Raw genomic sequence first — 18,759 nt, forward strand, 5'->3', positions numbered from 1 at the left:
TCAGTAGTTGACCTTTATGTCATAAGTTGTATTACTTGGTCTCCAATCATCTGATTTTTGTTCGGTTGATTTCCCGACTATTCGTGCAATACGCACAGGTGTTTGTAAAATAGCGCCCGCAAGGCTATCTAAATAATCATCTTTTTGATGAGATAATTCAGGATTAAAGGTTCGCATTTGTTCAATAGCAGGGCTATTTAAGACCGATTCATGTGCCCATAAAAAGCCTGATAATAAAGGCGGTTCTAGTGCATCTAAGATACGTTTTTGTTTATTACTCGATACATGCTGCTCCCTTACTGCACAGCCAGTTCCTTGTAGTGCCTTGCGTAGAATAGGAGGCACAAAACCACCCGCCCCATTGGTTTCAACTACCACACAGGGGATGTTATATTGCACCACTCGTTCGTAAACTTGTTTAACCTGCCCACCAATGATATTGCCTTCGTTGTCAAATTCTGCCAAATCACCCGTCATCGGTTCTGCTAATTGCCAATACAGTTGCCCTTGAGCATCTGTGAGTATTAAACTTAATGCAGAGGCATCTGACTTCACTTTACCTAGCGCACAATCCCAGTAAGCGATAGCACCCACAATTTGCGTGTCACCCAACCATAATGTCACCGTATTATTGGCCTTACGTAATTGTGGTAGATGTGTATAAGATTTTAATTTTGCAGGATCTAAACGTGTATCAGTAATCGGCTTAGCATGCAGCTGATATTGTGAATCCCACTTATTCACTGTTTCTGTTTCACGACGGCGTTTTTCTAACTCGTCAATAGTAAAACGTTCAGGCCATGCCATACCTGCATAACAATCAATTAATACCTTAGGTGGTTTATTAAAAACTAAAGTATTACCCTGAATTTGATAATCTTTATTTTCAACTAATAACCTAGCACCATAGCCAATACCATAAAATACATATTGCGGCCTAAAAGGTAATTGATAGCGCTTTTTAGTAGTAGTGCCAATACGATACTCTTGTTCAAACATACGAATCGTTAAACAATCAGCACCCTTTTCAGCAAATCGCTCATATAAACTATCAAAGGTATGGGGTGTACCAATAAATAATTTACGCCCACCTGGTACAAGAATATGGGTTTGCTCATCTAACCTTTCCCGCATCTTTTCACGTGCTTCAGGGGTTTGGGTATTATTAGGCACCTCCACATCATCATTCTGGCACTCATCAGCACGTGCTGAGGTAACATTCGATAAAATCCCCTTAGCGTATAAACTAGCATTGCGATTATCGGTAGAATTCGCTACCCACCACTGCCCAATACTCCCTTGCAGCGGTAATAAATCTTTAGTAAGCGGATGATTACGCAATATATACTGAGTATCGCGACTGGTTTTATAAGCTGTGCCATCCGTTTCTGATTGATGCAAAATACGATACTCTGGGTTTTGATAAAATCGCCAAGCATTATAAACTGCCAAAATAGTACTTTTCCCAAAACCACGAAAACATCGCAGTACGGCTATTTCGCCTGCATGTTCAAGCCAGTGGCAAACCTTTACATGGACTAAAGGAACTTGCCAATTTTGACGTTTTGCCCAAATCAAAAAAAAAGCGAGCAAAGAAACTTTTTTAGCTGTCATTATTAGCCCCTATTTGTACCAATAATGTTTTAGCTTCTTCTTCCACAGCCAATAAATCAAGCTGTGTATTTTCAATATTTATAGTTGATTTGGGTTCACTATGTTGCACAATTAACTTATCTATTTTTTCCCATAACGCAATAGAACTAGCAGCCTGCCTTCGACACCAAGCTGCTTCATCTTTTTCTTGCTTGGAAAGCTCCTTAGCAGGCTTAGCATAAGCCACCCAGTTTTCTGGATTAGTATCAAATACCATCGCTTCAAATAATTTATTGCGTAAAGATTGGAGTTTTTTTAGTTGTTTAATATTCATAATTAATTTTTTATAATTACAATGCAAGAGAGTTATTGAGAATATCTATTGTTTTCTTCATTCTGCTTTCATTTTCAATCATATCTAATGAATATAAATATAGAATGTGATTAAACCGTTCTGTTCTTTTCGCCTGTAATGCTTGCTCCAGTTTTCCCTCTTTTAGTGCTTTTGCAGCCTTTTGACTTTCTCTCTGCATAACGCTAAGGAAAATGTCTAAATTTTGCTCTTGAATTATTTGACCTTTTAAAAAGTCTTTTGCCTTTGCTCGTAATGCACCATCAGACGATATATGCTCATCTAACATATACCCTGCAAAAGGTTGGTTATCTTTTGCTAGACTCTTTTTTAATAATATTTTTTCTTCTAACTCTAAAGCTTTTGATCTATCTTCATTTTCTAAAGATTTTCGTAAAGTTTTTATAGTATCTAAATGATTAACTAACTTATCATGATCACGTTGCATTATTGCATTAGTTTTAGCTTCAATATTAGCTTTTTTATCTTTGGAATAAATGAGCCCTATGAGTAAATCTTCATGTGATTTAAAATCCCAAAGATCAGTAACATGTTTTAAGCTAACACCATTTTTTTGTGTTAAATTAGGTAATTGTTTAAGAATGTCCTCACCATATAATTTGACCAATTCAGCTTCATCTAATTTGACTATTTTTCCTTTTGATCCATCTTTTAAGATTCCTTTCGTTAAAAAATCCCTTACCTTGTATATAGTATTTTTTTCTTCTTCTATTGTTACTTTTTGCTTAACTTCCTTTTTTCGATCAGACCACTGTTGTATCTTTTTTTGCGTTAATTGAGCAAACTGTTGATGAAATATTTTGTCTTTAGTGGTTTGTTTTATCTTATTTTGATGATTTTCGTAAACCATAAACTCCTCTTTACTCATACCTGCTTGCTGCGCATCAGTAAAAAGTCTGACATAAGGAGCATTTAATATATCAACAGCAGTATCCATGAAACTTAAAAGTCCAAGCTTTTGCTCTACCTCTGTATCAAAATTAGGCTTAAGCTGACGTGTAGTTTGGTAAAACTCACCTGCCCACTGCTTATAACGATCAAATACTGGTTTCATATTAGAATCGGACAACTTACCTGTATTTAAATAGTTTTTTAACTCTCCTACTAATTCTTTTTGCTGCCTGACTGTTAAATCTGTTATGTCATTTGTTTTTAAATAATTTCTTAATGCAGATATTTCTTTTAACAGCACAGAGTCTGATCTGACTGTTTTTGTTGCATCTACTAAACCATTTATATAAAGTTTGGAAGTATCTTTTAAATAAGTGTCATAAGTAATTTCGCTATCTAAATTAAAAGTGATTGATTTTTTTCTTTTATCAATCTCAACAAAATGCTTATTAGTTCGTCCATTACTAGAATCTTTAATTGGTTTTGAAGAGTTTTCTTTGATTCTAATACTATAATCTAAAGCAATTCCATTTGGCTTGAGTCCAAATGCTTTAGATAAAGTTTGATCCACAGAAAATGTTGCAAATGCATTATTTTCTGCTGCATGTTGATTCATTCCCTGCTTTTTAAAATCCTTAAGATATTTGTTATAGGATTTTAGATTTAATTCATTTTCATCTTGATTTATTTTCAAGTATTTTTCTGCATGCTGTAAAGCAGATATACTTTCATTATAAGTCATACCATTTGGAGAAGTCTTTATATCTTTTTCAAGCGCCTTTGCTCCTATAAGAGGTATGACACGAGTAATATAATCCCCCTTAGTAAGCTTAATATATCCACCAGTAATTAATGCATTATCAACATACTTTTTATCACCTGTGATAGACTCCGTTAACTTATATGGATCTTTACCCTTCAGAGTAAGCTGCTTTACGTAAGACTGAACAGAAATATAAACATATTCACTTAAGCCTAAATTCTGATATACCATATTAATAAATTGACTGGCTTCTTTTCTATAATTTTGAACAAATGGTGTGGATCCCATAGCCTGCCATGATCGACTCTTAATATCTCTACCTAGACTTTGCCAAGCCGCTTTATTAAACGCTAAATCAGTAGACACTGCACTAGCATTATTTAAAATCAAGGCAGTAATAATTCCATCCCAACTAATATCTTCCCCGTTAACAAAATTACCTGCAACATAGGTAAAAGCTCCACTAACATTGCTATTTACCAAATGATTAGCCATCGCACTACTTGTATTAAGCTTTGGCAGCATAGGAACTAAACCAGATATAGCTGATGTCTTTAATGTTTTTTTCTGCCCCATTGATACAGCGCTTTCAACATCATTTGTTTTAGCGTAAGCATCGGCTATATCCTTAGTACTATTACTAAAATATGTACCTAATGCTGCTCCTCCAACCGTTTTTAACTTAGTTGCCAATCCACCGCCATATTTAATGGATGCAGTGCCTTTACTACCAAGATACATAGATGGCCCCTCTTGTAAAAAAATATCAACCACCAAATCATAATTTTCAAATAGATATCCAATAGCTGGTAGAACTCCGCCATCTTTATCAGCAACTATTTCTTCCATTCTTGCCATTTTTTTTACACTACGAGGCATATTTTCTACCATATTAGACCAATCGACTAAAGAACGATCCGCATATCCACTTAAACGAGACCCCCCCAGCTCTATATCTAACGGAGAATGTTTTAGTAGCCAATTGGCTGCAGATACTAGAGCGACTGCAGGTTTGATAATGCCATACTTTAAGTCATCTAATTTATTTTCTGAATGAATGCTATTTAGCCTATCTTGTTCATTTTCAAATGCTAAACCTCCATACCAATAAAGTGGATCACTTTGTTTTATATTAGTCTCAATATCCTGAATTTCTTTGACATGATCTTTATAATTGGCAGCAAAGCTAGCATTTCCCATATAGTGAAATGTAATGGGTGTATCTAAATTAGTGTCTAGTTGTGTATTTTTAAATTGATCTAATACTTTCATTAAATCAGTATTTTCTGTCATGATTATTGACGGAGGAATATTATTATCTTCTGCAATCTGCAAATAATCTGAATTAATGTTATTCTGATTCACTAGACTTAATGTTAAGTTAGCTTGCTGTTTAGTTTCTTCTAAATTTTTATTGCCTTTTGTATCAATTATTTTATTATCAAAATTGCCAATAGAGATAGCTAAGTTACCCTCCACACCGCTGTCATCAATACCTATAAAGCTTTGTTGAAGATCATTATTTTTTGAGAATCTATCAGCCTCAGGAATTAACTCAAATATGTTAGCTATATTTATCATCTTGGCAAAATTAGCGTCTTCCCTGATTAACTCAGATGGTTTTTTATTTTTTTCTCTTGCTTTGGCTAGGATAGGTTCAATAGCTGGAATACTTTCTCCGCTTACATACCATTGGTCTAGAACAGTAGCAGATTCTTCTCTTAAAATTTGCGAACTGATTGAGTTACTAAGATTAAAGTTTTTAATATATTCTTCATCTCTTAATAAATCCACTTTGTTAGTCTGTTGCTGTTTTTTTTCAATCTCCAAAAAATCTTTCATCAAGTCAGGTGTTTGACGATTAGAAAAGAATTCTTCATCAAAACGTTCTTCAGGTAAAACTAAAATATTATTTTTTTCTTGCTCAAACTCTTTTTTATTTTGAGAAGAGTTACCATTAGTTTGTGTCGTCATTGTTCAACCTACCATAAGCTTGGATAATATTTTCATCAGTTACTTCCAAATCATTTTGCTCAAGCACTTTGCTAATTTTTTGCTTAACATTTACAGGAATTTGCTCAATCTTGATTACAGCGTTTTCATTTATTATCTGCTGTTGCGGTTTATACCAATTAGTTTGTTGATCCAATTTAGCTTTTAAAATATACCTATCAGAAATATCCTGCATTTCTTGTTGGGTTACCTTACGCCCCCTATTAGTCTCTAAATCAGCAAGTTCACTAGTAATATTGTCATTTAATTGATTAAGGATACGGCTATCTGTAATACCCAATAATTTACTTCTATCTGCAATCATAGAAGTAGTCGTTAATAATGCATTTCGCTTCTCTGGATTAATTGTTAAGTCTTGCTGTAAATTTAATAACTCATCTAATTGGTTAACAGGTAATTTATTACCATATTCTTTTAACACATTAAAATTATCACCTGCTTTTAATCGACCTTTAGCTTCTGAATAAACAACTACATCTAAAGTCTTTTTAGGTGTATCTAACAATACTACTTGATCTGATGCTGTTAACTGGGTAATACGTGCAGGATCAATTTCACTTAACGGTATTTTATTAATATAAATATCACGCCATACCAACTGATGGTTTTCCCGATAAGCTGTTTGAAGCTGTTGCTGCACTGATTCCATATACTGTCTAAATTCAGCTTTTGCATAACGTTTCTGATTATTATTAAGGTTAGAATCATTATCAATCGCGGCTAAAGAGGCACTGATATCTAACTCATCAGGAGAGCTATTGTTCAATTGCTGATTAATCCTACCTAGCTTTTGTTTAATTGAGTAGTCAGGAATTTTTGCAATAAAATCAGTGTCACTCAGTTCATCTTTAGCAGGATCACCAAACTCTGTTAACCATTTATTAAGCTGCTCAGGGCCAGCTTGGATGGCAGCTGCTGCCATTAAAGGTGAGCCATAATTATCTAATAGTTTATTAAAATAGTTTTGTTGTAATTGTTCAGTGTATTGGGGATCATTATTAAAACGTTGCTCATCAAAAGATTCGCCTAATACGCTAGCTATATTTTTGGCCTGATCTATAGTAGTAGCTGATTGCCCCTCCTTTTCAAGAGCTTGTTTATACATGGCTGAAAGATTATTAAAAACCCTAACAGCTGAAAAATCTCCCGTCTTTTCTACAAGCTGATTCACATTATTAACTAATGTTTTGCCATAATTTTTACCAGTCGTAATATCAATTAATGCATCAACTTGTTTGGTAAATTGTTTTTTTACTAGAGGTGTTAATGCAGTGAACTGTTCTTCATCTACTAGAGAAGTACGGATACTTTGCAATGCCTCAATATTACCTGCCTCACTGGCGTGTTTCATCTGACTTTGTACAAAAGTACTTTCTAAACGCCGATAGATTTCATTTACTTTCGGTTGCCAGCCATCTTGAAATCCAAATTCACCTGTTTGCTGGAAGGATTCACTATTAAATAAAGAGCTTTTAGCATCTTCAAGATTTGCATTAGGTTGTTGTACAGACTCAGTTACATTAGCAACTCTTTCATCTACTGAAGACTGTGCTGTATTCTGCATTGCTAAACCATATTGCTTTATCATGCTCAGTTTATTAGCATGTAATAACTTATCTTTCTGTAATAAAAAACTCTTTTTCTCCAACTTGTCTAAATTTTCAAATGAAGGGGAAGGCAAATTATCAATTAACTTTTGACGTTCTTCTGGCATTTGTTGGTAATTAATCTTGCCTGTTCTATATAATTCTGTTACTTGATTATTAATATCATCAAGTCCAACCTGATATTGGAATAATTCATTTTCTGCATCCAACTTATTATTAGCTTGCATATTTGTAGCAATAGTTGTCAAAGCTGCGCTCACTGCACCCATAACATTATCTGTTGCTTGACTTTGACCACCACCAACATTACTAATATTAGTCTGCCTAATTTGAGCAACACGATTACCAAACTCACCAATAGGAATTTGCATTTTATTTCACTCCTGTTGTAATTGTGGTACTACTAGTGTTTGTACCAGCATTACTACCTTTCTTAGTTTTAGAACCAGATTTAGAATTAGAATCAGGATCATCTTCTTCTGTAAGCCATTTAGTGATCAATCCTCCAGTACCCACACCCATACCAATCAAAGACCCAAATATTTTTGAATTAGCTTGCTGAGAAGCGTTTTGACCTTGTAATTTGTATGCCTGTCCCTGTGCTATGCCTCTTCTAAAAGCATCTTGACCGTCAAATATAGCCATCAGCGCATCTTCTTCAGCACGTTGTCGGATAGTTTTTTCAATTAATCCAGCAGAACCATCACCAACTACTACCCCTGAATTAGCCGTTGCTGCCACCGCTTGTCCTTGTACTACTCCAGCGGCTTGTCTAATTTTTTCTGCCTCCACACGGGAAGCTCCTAATGCAGTAGCAGCGTCTGCTTGAGCCTGTCGGGTTTGATATTTAGCCCATTTTTTGGCTTGTTTTTTTTCACCCATAGCACTTAGCATGCTCATACCCGAGCCAGCGATTTGTCCAATCAGCATTAATGTTACTGGATCCATAACCTATAACCTCTTCTCAAAAAACCTACCGCCATCTTGATACCCTAAAAAATGGTAAAAACGGCGATTACCTTCATTATTAATATTTGTAGTAATCCCCACATGGATAGCCACCACGCCTTTAGCTTTAGCCCAATCTTCAAAGGCTTTAAACAACTTAATAGCTGCTCTACCATCGCGTTTTGCAGGTACTACATAAACCGAATAATCAAACCCTAATAAATCATCAGAAAACCATTCGTAAGTTAAGCCGCCAAGAAAATAGCCAATAATTTGTCCCTCATCCTCAGCCACCAAAGCGTTATCTGTTTCACTATTAACCATCATGGCTACTACGGATTTAGCCTTACTATCATTAAAATTTTTATTGGCATAAGCAGAGCTTTGTTGTAATTGCTTGCCAAGCGCCACAATGGTCTCCACATCGGCTAATGTGGCTTCCCTTACCTTAATCATTAACAGTTACCTTTTTAATCACTGCTAACAGATAGAATGGCAACGGTTGATCTTGCTCGATGGTGATACTGTTATTCCAGCCCAATGATTCAATCTTATAATCACCTGTAAACATAGGGGCTGGCTTATCTAATACATCCTCACCAAAATTACGGAAAGGCAATACATCGCCATTAACCGAACAGCCTGTGGTCGTCATAAACCTTAATACCACCTCACCCACACGTTTATTACTGCCCTGTACTGTTCCTGTACCGCCTTGTATTTCAATATCCAAGGTTTCCACTGAGGTTTTATAAGGTAAACCCACTACCACTTTATAAGCGGTACGCTCAATACTGATAGCGCCATTCACCACTTGGCGACGTTGCATCACTGCACCATCAGCCACCACATCCACCGTTTTACCTTCCAGATGCTCTAAACCCTCAAATAAGCGTTGCCCTTGCTCACTACTAAACTGCTTACAACAATGGCTATACACATCTGTATTAAAACGCTCAATATAACGAACGGACTCACCATTTACTTGCCGCTTAACAACCACCCACACCTCGTCGGCTACACCATTCGGAATAGTAGCAATAGATTCATACTCACCATCGGTAAACTGTCTAGACCACGCCAATACCTCCTGTGCTGCATCCACTGTTAAGGTAGCGATTTGCCCATCGGCACGAACCAACCACAACACAGATTCAGGCTCTTGCTGATAGGCCATATCCACAATGCCGCCCTCGGTAATATGCTCAGATAAAATAGAAGCATCGGTGGCTATCATCGAATCACTGGTGGCGTCATAAGCAGTGGAGCGTAACTTACGCCCCGAGCGCTGCATAAAAAACAACTGATTACCAATGCGTACCGGCTTAACACTATTACAGCCATAAGTAGAGTGATTTTTAATTTGCACATTGGTAGGAGTAATAGCACTTTTAGCAGCCGAGCCAGACATCGAAAACTCACCGCCATAACTCAGCACCACAGGATTATCCAACTGGGTTAAATGCACAATGGGATTAATCTGATCAGATGAAATAGTAAAAGTAGCCGCATCATCATCATCCGTAGATAACTCAAAATTCAAATACTCAGCAATCTTACTCATCCAAATAGTTTGAGGTTTCTCATAACTTCCGCCACAATACAAACGCTGATTATGCAAAGTAACCGCAGCGGGATAACCATAATCCTCATTCCATACCACCGCCTCCAAACTCCACGCATTAGCAGGTACTTTAGTAGTGGCTGAAAGCACCGTTTTAATCTCCGCTTTAACCGACTTAGTACTGGTAAACGCAGTAATTAAACAAAGCCCCTTATTTAACCGCACATACTTACCTACATCAGCAGCGCGCCAACCATCCAAATCCAATGTAAGATTAATCTCCGTTCCAACAGGTTCTTTAACCGTTGTACCGCATTTCGTCTGCGGGCTACCTTCCAACTGCCACTGTTTACCTTCAATCTCATAATCATTAAAGGCAGAATTTACTTTTACTTTAACCGTTTTACGACTAACAAATGATGTAATCTCAGCCAAACCAGGGCCACAAATAATATTTCTACCCACATCAGCCGCTAAAAAGAAATCCTCCTCCAGCGTAGCCGTATACTTCTTCTTATCCTCATCGGTAGGATTAGCAAACACCTCAGGCTCCAACTTCAACTTAATATCAGGCCGCTCCCCCACCTCATCAAAGGGTTTAACGATAAAAGGCGCTTCTGCTAAAATCCAACTATCATCGGCCAAACGTCTTAACCGATAAATAGGCAAAGCCTGATGTGCTAAAAACATCGTATCAGCACCCTGCACATAATTAATCTCAGGCAACATCACCTCAGTATAAGGAGACTCCAACTCAGCGGTTTGCTGACTATCCTTAAACACCCGAATATACTTATCGCCAAACTCCACCATATAAGCTTGTTCACGATTAAATACATAAGGAATTAAGCGCACCTTCTTATCACTGTACTTAGTAGCCTGAATATACTCCGTACCCCATGTACGCATTACCCCACCTTGCACCGCTACCAGCGCATTTTCCAAACGCTTCGCGCCATTCTGATAACGTGCAATATCAACCCGCCCCATCAAACGAGGCGACAACTCACCCGCCGTAAAATTAGTTTGAATAAGCGACAACTTAGCCATTTAACCGCTCCTCCAACAAAGGAGAATTACCCAACGTATCCGCAGGATACTCCAAACCATTCAACGCCTTAGCTGTTCTTAAAGCCAACTGATACTCCTGCAAACGATACTGCGCCATCGACGTAGACTGCGTAATCGCATAAGCCATCTTTGCCGCCATCGCCAACTCCAACAAATTCACCAACAGCGAATCATAAGTAGAAATATCCGTATTCTGAAAAACATAACGCAACTTCAAAGAAGCCACATTCGCCAAAATCCGTCGCTCCTCAATCAAATAATCAATTGACTCACCCTCATCACCCACCGACAACACACGCACATAATCCGCAGGCAAAGTAAAACTAAACTTATAACCAAAAGGCGGCTTCTGCACATCATGCGCCAACAACACCCGTTTAATGGCACAACTCCAAGGATGTTCACGCAACAACGAATCACGCACACCAGGGTACAAATTAGCCGCCAACCGAGCCCGATCATTACCCTCAGTAAAATCATTAATAGGCTGCGCGCCCAACATCAACAACGCATTAGAACAAACAGAAACCCCAGAATTAGCAGTCGACATACTTCACCTCATCTCCTCTAACCAACCAGCAGCAAGGGCTAAAAGCCCCTGCCACAGGCAAAGTAAAAAACACTACTCAGCAAACTCAATAGCGACTACCTTCTTCTCATTAGCACGACCTGCGCCATAAGAAGACATCACAGAAATTTGAATCGCATTGTTCTTATCGCGACGCACACCCACATCAGTCTTATAATCATTACCTGCACCGAAATGAGCAGCACTTGAACACCAAGCCACCGTCGTATAAACACCGCCAGAGCTATCTAATGCCTCATAAGGCACCCAATTAAAGCCAAGCCAATTCGTCGCCACCGCACCATCCTGCAACATCTCCACCTTCAAGAAATCTGCACTGGTTAACGTCGTATCATTCAAAATGGTTTCCAGCATATCCGCGTTATAAGCGATATATAACTTCTCACCCATCTTCTCATCACACTCATTCTTACGGAAAAGTGCTTTAGCCTTAATAATCTTCGCCTTAGTAATACCCTCATTACCTGCTAAGATTTTTTGTTCTGCTGGTAACTTAGCGTCTTCATACGCACCGTTTTGCGAAGTTTTACGTTTAATAGCATCCAACAAACCACGGTAAATCACCTTATCTTTTAAACGATTATTAGCTGCCACCAAATTAGCCATATAAGCCCCCTGTGGATCAGCTAAAAGTTTTGATAAATCCCGTGGTTCAATAGGTACATGCAAGCCATAATCAGCCATCGTTACTAAGCGATTACCTGTTTCTGGTACACTCCACTTAGTATCCTCAAAACGGCCTGTAACCTGCTCCATCTCAATGGAAGCCATATCATTAACAGTAAAAGAATAACCCTGAATCTTGCCACGGTTATAAACCGCCTGCACAAAACGGGACTCTTTTTGTTGTGACTCAATATCAAAAGCATCGTGAAACTGCTGCGCAAAAGCCGCAGTAATCATGCCATTATTAGTTGTGAAATCTTGTGACATATTAAATAACCTTATAATTAATACCTTCTTGTGGTTATCTACTTCAAAAAAATAGGCCACCAAACATAGCCGCTTCGGCTAACGACTATGGGCATCACGATTATCCAGTAGCCATACTGGGTCGTAAGGTTATTTTGCAAGGGGTGCGGGGTTGGAAACCTGACTAAGTGATTAAAACTAGGCTTATTTTTCTTATAAATTCATTTAAGCTATTGAGTAGTGCATCAAAATTTATTTATAGATTACACCTTAGAATAATTAATTTAAACAAAGGGTTGCCTACAGCTAAATGCCATAAGCTTTCATCTTGACTTCTGATTTTCTTTTTAAAGCAGCACCTTTTAAACATAACAGATAATGCTGATCATCACCTGCATTTTTAATCATCTTCTTAATATACCCGATACCAATTGTGGTGACTGATCTAGCAGTGCCTATTGGCCCTGCTGGTGTAGGAACTTTATGAATATCTGAGGAACAACTACTAGAACTTTCAATTATTTTAAATACCAGAAAAGTAACCTCATCATTAATAGGCCAACTTTCTCCTTCTCCAGAATACCAAGCTGTTAATATTGTTCTTACTGCCTCCTCAGTATATAAATCAACCAATTGCTCTGCCATAATTTACTCATCCTTAATAAGCATTTCCACCACTTCTTCATCGGTATAACCAATAAAACTTAATAGATAAAAGTAATCTGTAAACTTCTTATTTTTTGGAATAATAAATACAGTCGTTCTACTTAACCCTTCCAATGTTTTACCATCATTAGCTATTAATAATTGATAATTTGATTTTCTTATCTCTGTAATAGCATTACTGCAATCAATATCCCATTTTTCTTTTAATAATTTAGGTATCTCCTGCTCATTTCCAAAGCTTTCATTAATCTGCTGAAAGCCTATAGATTTTTTATCAGAAAAAATAAGAATAGGATCACCTGAAATAATGGTACTTTCAGGGTTAGCAGTATAAACAATAAGATCAGGCGCTAATCTATTTTTAAATAAAAACTTATTATTAACTGTTTTATATTCTGTAGGTATTGGCTTTATTTGACACTGCTCATTAGCCTTTACCATAAGCACTAATGAGCATAGAAAACAAGTTATTAGAAATCGTTTCATTAATAAATGTCCTTAAAATACCCAGCAATTATCAAATATAATAAAAATACTTTTTATAAACTTTTACTACTTACTTAATTGAATGATTACCTACAATAAAAATATCTCGAGCTGTATTACCAATTATATTAGTAGTAAAAAGATCAAAGCTACCTCCAATAAGCCCTCCTATCAATGGAACAGCTTTACCAACATTAATAACACCTGTTGAGCCTGCTTTGGTTATAAGTCTAAATCCTACTGCTTTATTAATCTGTTTAAGTATTTCTGCTGTTAAATATTTCTGTATCATCGATACAGTAAGCTTTGTTCCCAATTGTATACCTGCATTTTTCAAAATTTCCTTTGCAGCAGATCCACATAATGAAACATAAACTAAGGTTTTTACTTGATCATCTTTTAAATCATAACCACCTATATATGCTATAGCTGCAATCATTCTTATTTGAATTAATAAAACGCTAGCAAAATTGGCAGGTATGGTCACTGGCATAGTTATTAAACCTCCTAAACCAGCAATAAAACCACTTGTACCAGCCTTTGTATTCTGCCAACGTATCAAGGAATTTACTTGATCTATCGGATTTTCTCCATTATTTCCATACGATTTCGCTAATCCCTCTACTGAATCAAAACCAGTAAAACCTGTTTCAACTGTATTATAAGCCCAATTTAAAACCTTTAACATTTTAGAAACTTCTTTTTCTTCGTTTATTTCATTGCTCATATTAGACATAATTACACCGATCCTTTTAAAAATTAAAATTATTTAAATCTTAAATAATTTAGCAAATTTCATAGCTAGCTGTTTTCCTCTTTTTTCAACGTGTTCAGGCAGCCATTCTGTAACATCTAATAAAAAATTATTTATCTTTACAGTACCACTTTTTAAACCTATATCTTTTCCATTACTGTCTTTAATATTGATATATTTTTCTTCAAAAGATTTATTAGATAATGAGTTGTTATAACATGTGAGAGTCAAATTACCTAAACTATGTAAATACTTTTCTCTATCTTCTTCAGTAAAATTCCAAACTAATATTTCTTTAGGTTTTTGTGGATAAATATGCTCTATTGTCCAGATTGGTTTTTTATTTTTATCTAACTCATCAAAATCCACGTTACCTTCTTTAGTACGTTCCATTTTCTCGAGTTTAATTAATAAATAACGTAATGGATGTCTATAATCCTCATATAAATTCATACTTGTTAAGTTTTTTACAAAATCCTCATCTGAAATATTTGTTATTAATAAATTAAGCTGTTTAATTGCATCATCTATTGGAAAATATTTTTCTCCAACATTTGCCTCAATAATATCTATAAATATTTGATCTAATTTATTAGTAGCAGGATAATTTGTTAACTGACGACGAATAAACCAAGCTTCTAAATAATCCAATAATCTACTATGATCCTGTGTTGGATATTGAGAAAATAAATACAATATCAATGCATTAGCAGGCACAACACCTAACCTTTTTAAATCTATTAATTTTTCTCTATATCTAAAATAATTATCATCTGTATCCATGAGTTCTGGTGAGATAATTTTCTTATAGACCTCTGATTGATTAATTAACTCGTTAAAAATAAACTTCGCATTTTTATTAATATGCTCACCATAAATTTTTATAAGATTTGATTTGGTAGGTTTTGGAAAGTTTTTAACAGCAATTTCTGGTCTATGCTTGTAAGCGTGATAATAATGGCGTAGAAATCTTTCTTGATTAGGATAATCAGGAACATTATTAATAATAATTTGCCATCTTTTATTTGAATCATTTGGATTACCGCCAATACGACCAATAATAGAGCTTTTGATTAAGTCAATTGGTGTTAAAGGCATACCACGATTATTTAAACTTTCAAAAAGAATAAAAGCTGAAGATATATCTCCTACATCAATTTTAACTAACATAGCAGACATAATTTTATCTAAGAGATCAAATAAATCTTCTACTGTCTTAAATTTATTCTCGTTATCAAATTCCCCTAACCTATCATAAAAATAACTATAAGCTTTTGCTAATCGTCGGTTACTAAAATAACTTTGTGGTTGAAAAATATCTGTTTTATTAAAGTTCTTTTGAATTAAATAATTATAATCTTCATAATTCTTATTTTGCATTGATAAAATCAAACGTGCCTTCTTCTTTTTACTGATATAAAGCATAAAATGTAAACTTGTCCAATTTGCATTAAGGTCTATATCATCTTGTATTCTTCCTCTTACATCATCATGATTTTTAAAAACATCATTTATTTTTTCATACAATGCCATCAATAATAATGAAATGGAAGTAAGTCTTTGTTGACCATCAATCAACTCTAAATACTCTTCTTTTTCATCAACTATACAGATTATAGATCCTAAGAAATAACCATCTTCATTGCCACGCAAATCATCATACAAATTATCCCAATTATCCCTATTCCATGAATACTCTCGCTGATAATCAGGTATTCTATATAAATTATCTTTATTATTATCTTTCCCTAATACTTCAAGCACGGTCTTTTGATTTGCAGACTTTATCATTATCTCTATATCCTTATTTCCAATCAGTAAAAATATTAACATATTGTGACATTAGTCTTAGACAAACTAATACTAAAGTCTAATTTATTAGTCTGTTTAATTAATTTTTGTAAAATCAATATTAATTGACACCTCCCCCCACTCCCCTTATGCTATATAAGTTACTGTAAATCCAGTAACCCGAGCGTAGAAACTCGGCACAGTACACACGTACGAAAATTTCATTTTGGTGCGTTAGGTATTTATTGCCTAGCAAAACTGTAATGGCAGTCGTACGCGGGACACCTTCGGGTGTGCCGATTAGCTTCCTGGTCGGTTTTCTACCCCGTGTGCGGCTGCCCCCTAATTTTTAGCAAAGTTAGTGGCAGCCCTGTTATCCAATAACACAGGGAGCTAAACCATGCCATTTCAAAACAACAACCAACTACTTAATTTAAAAGCAGAAAACGCTACACTTTTTCATACCCTCCAACTCTACCTTAACCTTGACGAATTAGAAGACCTAAATATAGCCATATACCAACTAGCCGATGACTGTTTAGCCAAACGCGCCAACCCAACCCTTAACCACGCCATCTACCATGTAAAAATACAATTTAATCGCTTTACACAACCTATTAGTAAATAATTATCAGCATACAAAAAGCCCACCAATGGTGGGCTTTTAAAACATAAACTAAAACCAATTTATTAATTAGCAGAACAAACGTAACCTAAAACACCATATGGTTGACCTGGTGTACCATAAGCAGTCCAGCCTGAACCATAAATTAGCGACATAAATAAGTCACGATCAGTTGCAATACCTACTTCCCAATCAGAAGGATTATATTCACCATAAGCACGGTATAAAGGAACAGTACCATTATACTGCTTTGTATAAATATGGCCTAAAGAACCATCCCATTGCCATGCTGGGTGGGTCTCCTGATCGCGAATATCAATCGAAGCAGCATGGGTTGTCATTACTGGATTATTATAACGTTCCATTCCAATTGAAATTTTTCTTGTGCCATTAAACTTATCATTTTTTAAAGTTTTTCCTGTTATGCCATACGCCTCTGTAAATCCATTTGCAATGGCACGACTGTACTCTTTAGAGTCTATAGACATATAAAAATTAGTATCAGATGGACGGCGTAAAATATATAAATTATTTAAATCTGATGCAGCACAAGCTGGCATATAAGCCATTTCTTTTTTTACTGGCGATTGTCCACTTCTCTCATAAACCGCCTCATACCTTCCAGCGCCATTTAACTTAGGGAAACTAATAGCAATACCGCATTTATAGACACCATCCAATCTATAAGCCGACCACCTATTGGTAGTGCCTTGACTGGCTACACTGTCAACTTGCCCTAAATCATCTACAACATTTACAATAATACGCATTGACCCACTAATGGTTGTATAACAATCATTAGCATATGGCACAACTCTACCATCTAAATAATAAGCTGAACCGCCACTTGTACTGCCTGTAAACACAATACCTGCGCCAGCCATTGGTACTATAGAATCTGATGATACTTTATTATCATCTTCCATAAATACTGATCTTGTCTTTTGCTCATCCACTAACTTATCTTGTGATATAGAATGAGTATTTGCCATTGTAGGTAACGCAAGGGTTAAACCTAATATAGCCGTTACTAATGTTTTTATTTTCATCAATATTCTCCATTTATTTTTAATATTTATTCTCATTCCATTAAATATATACAGGCTAATACTTACTTTCCTATACTGCTTAATGGAAGTTTGACTTTATGAGATATAAATTTTCTTTTCTTTTTGCTGAAAACAAATAATTTAAAACTGCTTTTATTACCTTATCCTATTTATTAACCTACTACTTAAACGCCCAATAACACACCTTTATAAAGCCAAACCTGATGGGTAGAAACCGCCTAAACCAATCTCCATACCCCTTCTTAAACAAGCCAAATAAATAAGCTATAATAAAAAATTACACTCATTAAAAAAGAGAAAAACCATGCAACGTATTTGTGTTTTTTGTGGGTCAAATACAGGTAACAACCCTATTTATATAGAACAAGCCAAACAGCTAGGCACTACCCTTGCAAATCACAATATCACCCTTATCTATGGCGGCACTACCATCGGTTTAATGGGCGCAATTGCCGATGCAGCACTAGCCGCAGGTGGCAAAGTAATTGGTATTATTCCACAACGCCTTGCAGATAAACCCAATATGGCACACGCTAAGCTAACCGACATCTATATTGTTGAATCTATGCACCAACGCAAAGCAAAAATGGCCGAACTAGCCGATGGCTTTATCGCCCTACCGGGTGGGCTGGGCACTTTTGAAGAACTATTTGAAATGCTTACATGGTCACAATTAGACTTTCACAAAAAGCCATGTGCCGTACTTAATATAAATGGCTTTTACGATAAATTAACTGAATTCTTAGATAGCGTCATTGCCGCCCAATTTATGAAACCCGAACACCGCCAACTACTAATCAGCGAAAGCAACCCCGAACAACTTTTAGAAAAAATGCAAAACTACCAAGCCCCAACCGTAAGCAAATGGTTTAATCCACCGATATAATTACTATATAAATTACTACTGTGCAAGATTATTAGCAGCTAGCACTTAATTATTTTGCTAGTTATTTAATTAATCAGAATAAAGCTATATACCACTCCATGCTTTGCTTTATGATAAGTAATTATTTAACACGTTATATTTTATTTATGATTAATTT

The 18,759-nt window shown here is 35.8% G+C and carries 16 protein-coding genes; 2 read left to right on the forward strand and 14 right to left on the reverse strand.

The window, feature by feature from the left end:
• From terL to JHT90_RS09840, 13 genes are all read right to left on the reverse strand, one after another.
• Complete coding sequence (gene terL / locus JHT90_RS09780) at positions 1–1,614, reverse strand: phage terminase large subunit (protein ID WP_201090594.1); 1,614 nt, start codon at positions 1,612–1,614, stop codon at positions 1–3.
• A complete protein-coding gene (locus tag JHT90_RS09785; protein WP_201090595.1) occupies positions 1,604–1,927 on the reverse strand; it encodes a hypothetical protein in 324 nt (107 codons plus the stop codon). The genes terL and JHT90_RS09785 overlap by 11 nt, the downstream gene beginning before the upstream one ends.
• Positions 1,928–1,943: 16 nt before the next feature.
• A complete protein-coding gene (locus JHT90_RS09790) occupies positions 1,944–5,594 on the reverse strand; it encodes a hypothetical protein (RefSeq protein WP_201090596.1) in 3,651 nt (1,216 codons plus the stop codon).
• The gene (locus tag JHT90_RS09795) at positions 5,578–7,611 is read right to left on the reverse strand and encodes a hypothetical protein (protein WP_201090597.1); all 2,034 of its coding nucleotides are present in this window, start codon (positions 7,609–7,611) and stop codon (positions 5,578–5,580) included. The genes JHT90_RS09790 and JHT90_RS09795 overlap by 17 nt, the downstream gene beginning before the upstream one ends.
• A gap of 1 nt (position 7,612) precedes the next feature.
• Positions 7,613–8,188, reverse strand: a complete 576-nt coding sequence (locus JHT90_RS09800) for a hypothetical protein (protein ID WP_201090598.1) — start codon at positions 8,186–8,188, stop codon at positions 7,613–7,615.
• A 3-nt stretch (positions 8,189–8,191) separates the two neighbouring features.
• Positions 8,192–8,644, reverse strand: a complete 453-nt coding sequence (locus JHT90_RS09805; protein WP_201090599.1) for a GNAT family N-acetyltransferase — start codon at positions 8,642–8,644, stop codon at positions 8,192–8,194.
• On the reverse strand, positions 8,637–10,802 hold the full coding sequence (locus JHT90_RS09810; protein ID WP_201090600.1) for a hypothetical protein: 2,166 nt from the start codon (positions 10,800–10,802) through the stop codon (positions 8,637–8,639). The genes JHT90_RS09805 and JHT90_RS09810 overlap by 8 nt, the downstream gene beginning before the upstream one ends.
• Entirely contained in the window at positions 10,795–11,373 is a 579-nt protein-coding gene (locus JHT90_RS09815; protein WP_201090601.1) for a hypothetical protein, read from the reverse strand. The genes JHT90_RS09810 and JHT90_RS09815 overlap by 8 nt, the downstream gene beginning before the upstream one ends.
• A gap of 72 nt (positions 11,374–11,445) precedes the next feature.
• Positions 11,446–12,345, reverse strand: coding sequence for a phage capsid protein (locus JHT90_RS09820; RefSeq protein WP_236253903.1), 900 nt, complete (start codon positions 12,343–12,345; stop codon positions 11,446–11,448).
• Between the two features lie 285 nt (positions 12,346–12,630).
• Positions 12,631–12,969 carry a hypothetical protein gene (locus JHT90_RS09825; protein WP_201090602.1) on the reverse strand — a complete coding sequence of 113 codons (339 nt, stop codon included), beginning with the start codon at positions 12,967–12,969 and terminating at the stop codon, positions 12,631–12,633.
• A 3-nt stretch (positions 12,970–12,972) separates the two neighbouring features.
• Positions 12,973–13,476: a hypothetical protein gene (locus tag JHT90_RS09830; RefSeq protein ID WP_201090603.1), complete on the reverse strand. Its 504-nt coding sequence runs from the start codon at positions 13,474–13,476 to the stop codon at positions 12,973–12,975.
• A 70-nt stretch (positions 13,477–13,546) separates the two neighbouring features.
• The gene (locus tag JHT90_RS09835; RefSeq protein ID WP_236253905.1) at positions 13,547–14,212 is read right to left on the reverse strand and encodes an EcsC family protein; all 666 of its coding nucleotides are present in this window, start codon (positions 14,210–14,212) and stop codon (positions 13,547–13,549) included.
• A gap of 33 nt (positions 14,213–14,245) precedes the next feature.
• On the reverse strand, positions 14,246–16,021 hold the full coding sequence (locus tag JHT90_RS09840) for a DUF262 domain-containing protein (RefSeq protein WP_201090604.1): 1,776 nt from the start codon (positions 16,019–16,021) through the stop codon (positions 14,246–14,248).
• Between the two features lie 400 nt (positions 16,022–16,421).
• On the opposite strand from JHT90_RS09840, the gene JHT90_RS09845 reads away from it, so the two are divergent.
• A complete protein-coding gene (locus JHT90_RS09845; protein ID WP_201090605.1) occupies positions 16,422–16,649 on the forward strand; it encodes a hypothetical protein in 228 nt (75 codons plus the stop codon).
• 62 nt (positions 16,650–16,711) lie between these two features.
• On the opposite strand, the gene JHT90_RS09850 is transcribed toward JHT90_RS09845, so the two are convergent.
• Complete coding sequence (locus JHT90_RS09850; RefSeq protein WP_201090606.1) at positions 16,712–17,695, reverse strand: hypothetical protein; 984 nt, start codon at positions 17,693–17,695, stop codon at positions 16,712–16,714.
• Positions 17,696–18,020: 325 nt separating this feature from the next.
• On the opposite strand from JHT90_RS09850, the gene JHT90_RS09855 reads away from it, so the two are divergent.
• Positions 18,021–18,602 carry an LOG family protein gene (locus JHT90_RS09855; RefSeq protein WP_201090607.1) on the forward strand — a complete coding sequence of 194 codons (582 nt, stop codon included), beginning with the start codon at positions 18,021–18,023 and terminating at the stop codon, positions 18,600–18,602.
• Positions 18,603–18,759: the final 157 nt, after the last annotated feature.

The organism is Entomomonas asaccharolytica, assembly GCF_016653615.1.
GTDB classification, from domain to species: Bacteria; Pseudomonadota; Gammaproteobacteria; order Pseudomonadales; family Pseudomonadaceae; genus Entomomonas; species Entomomonas asaccharolytica.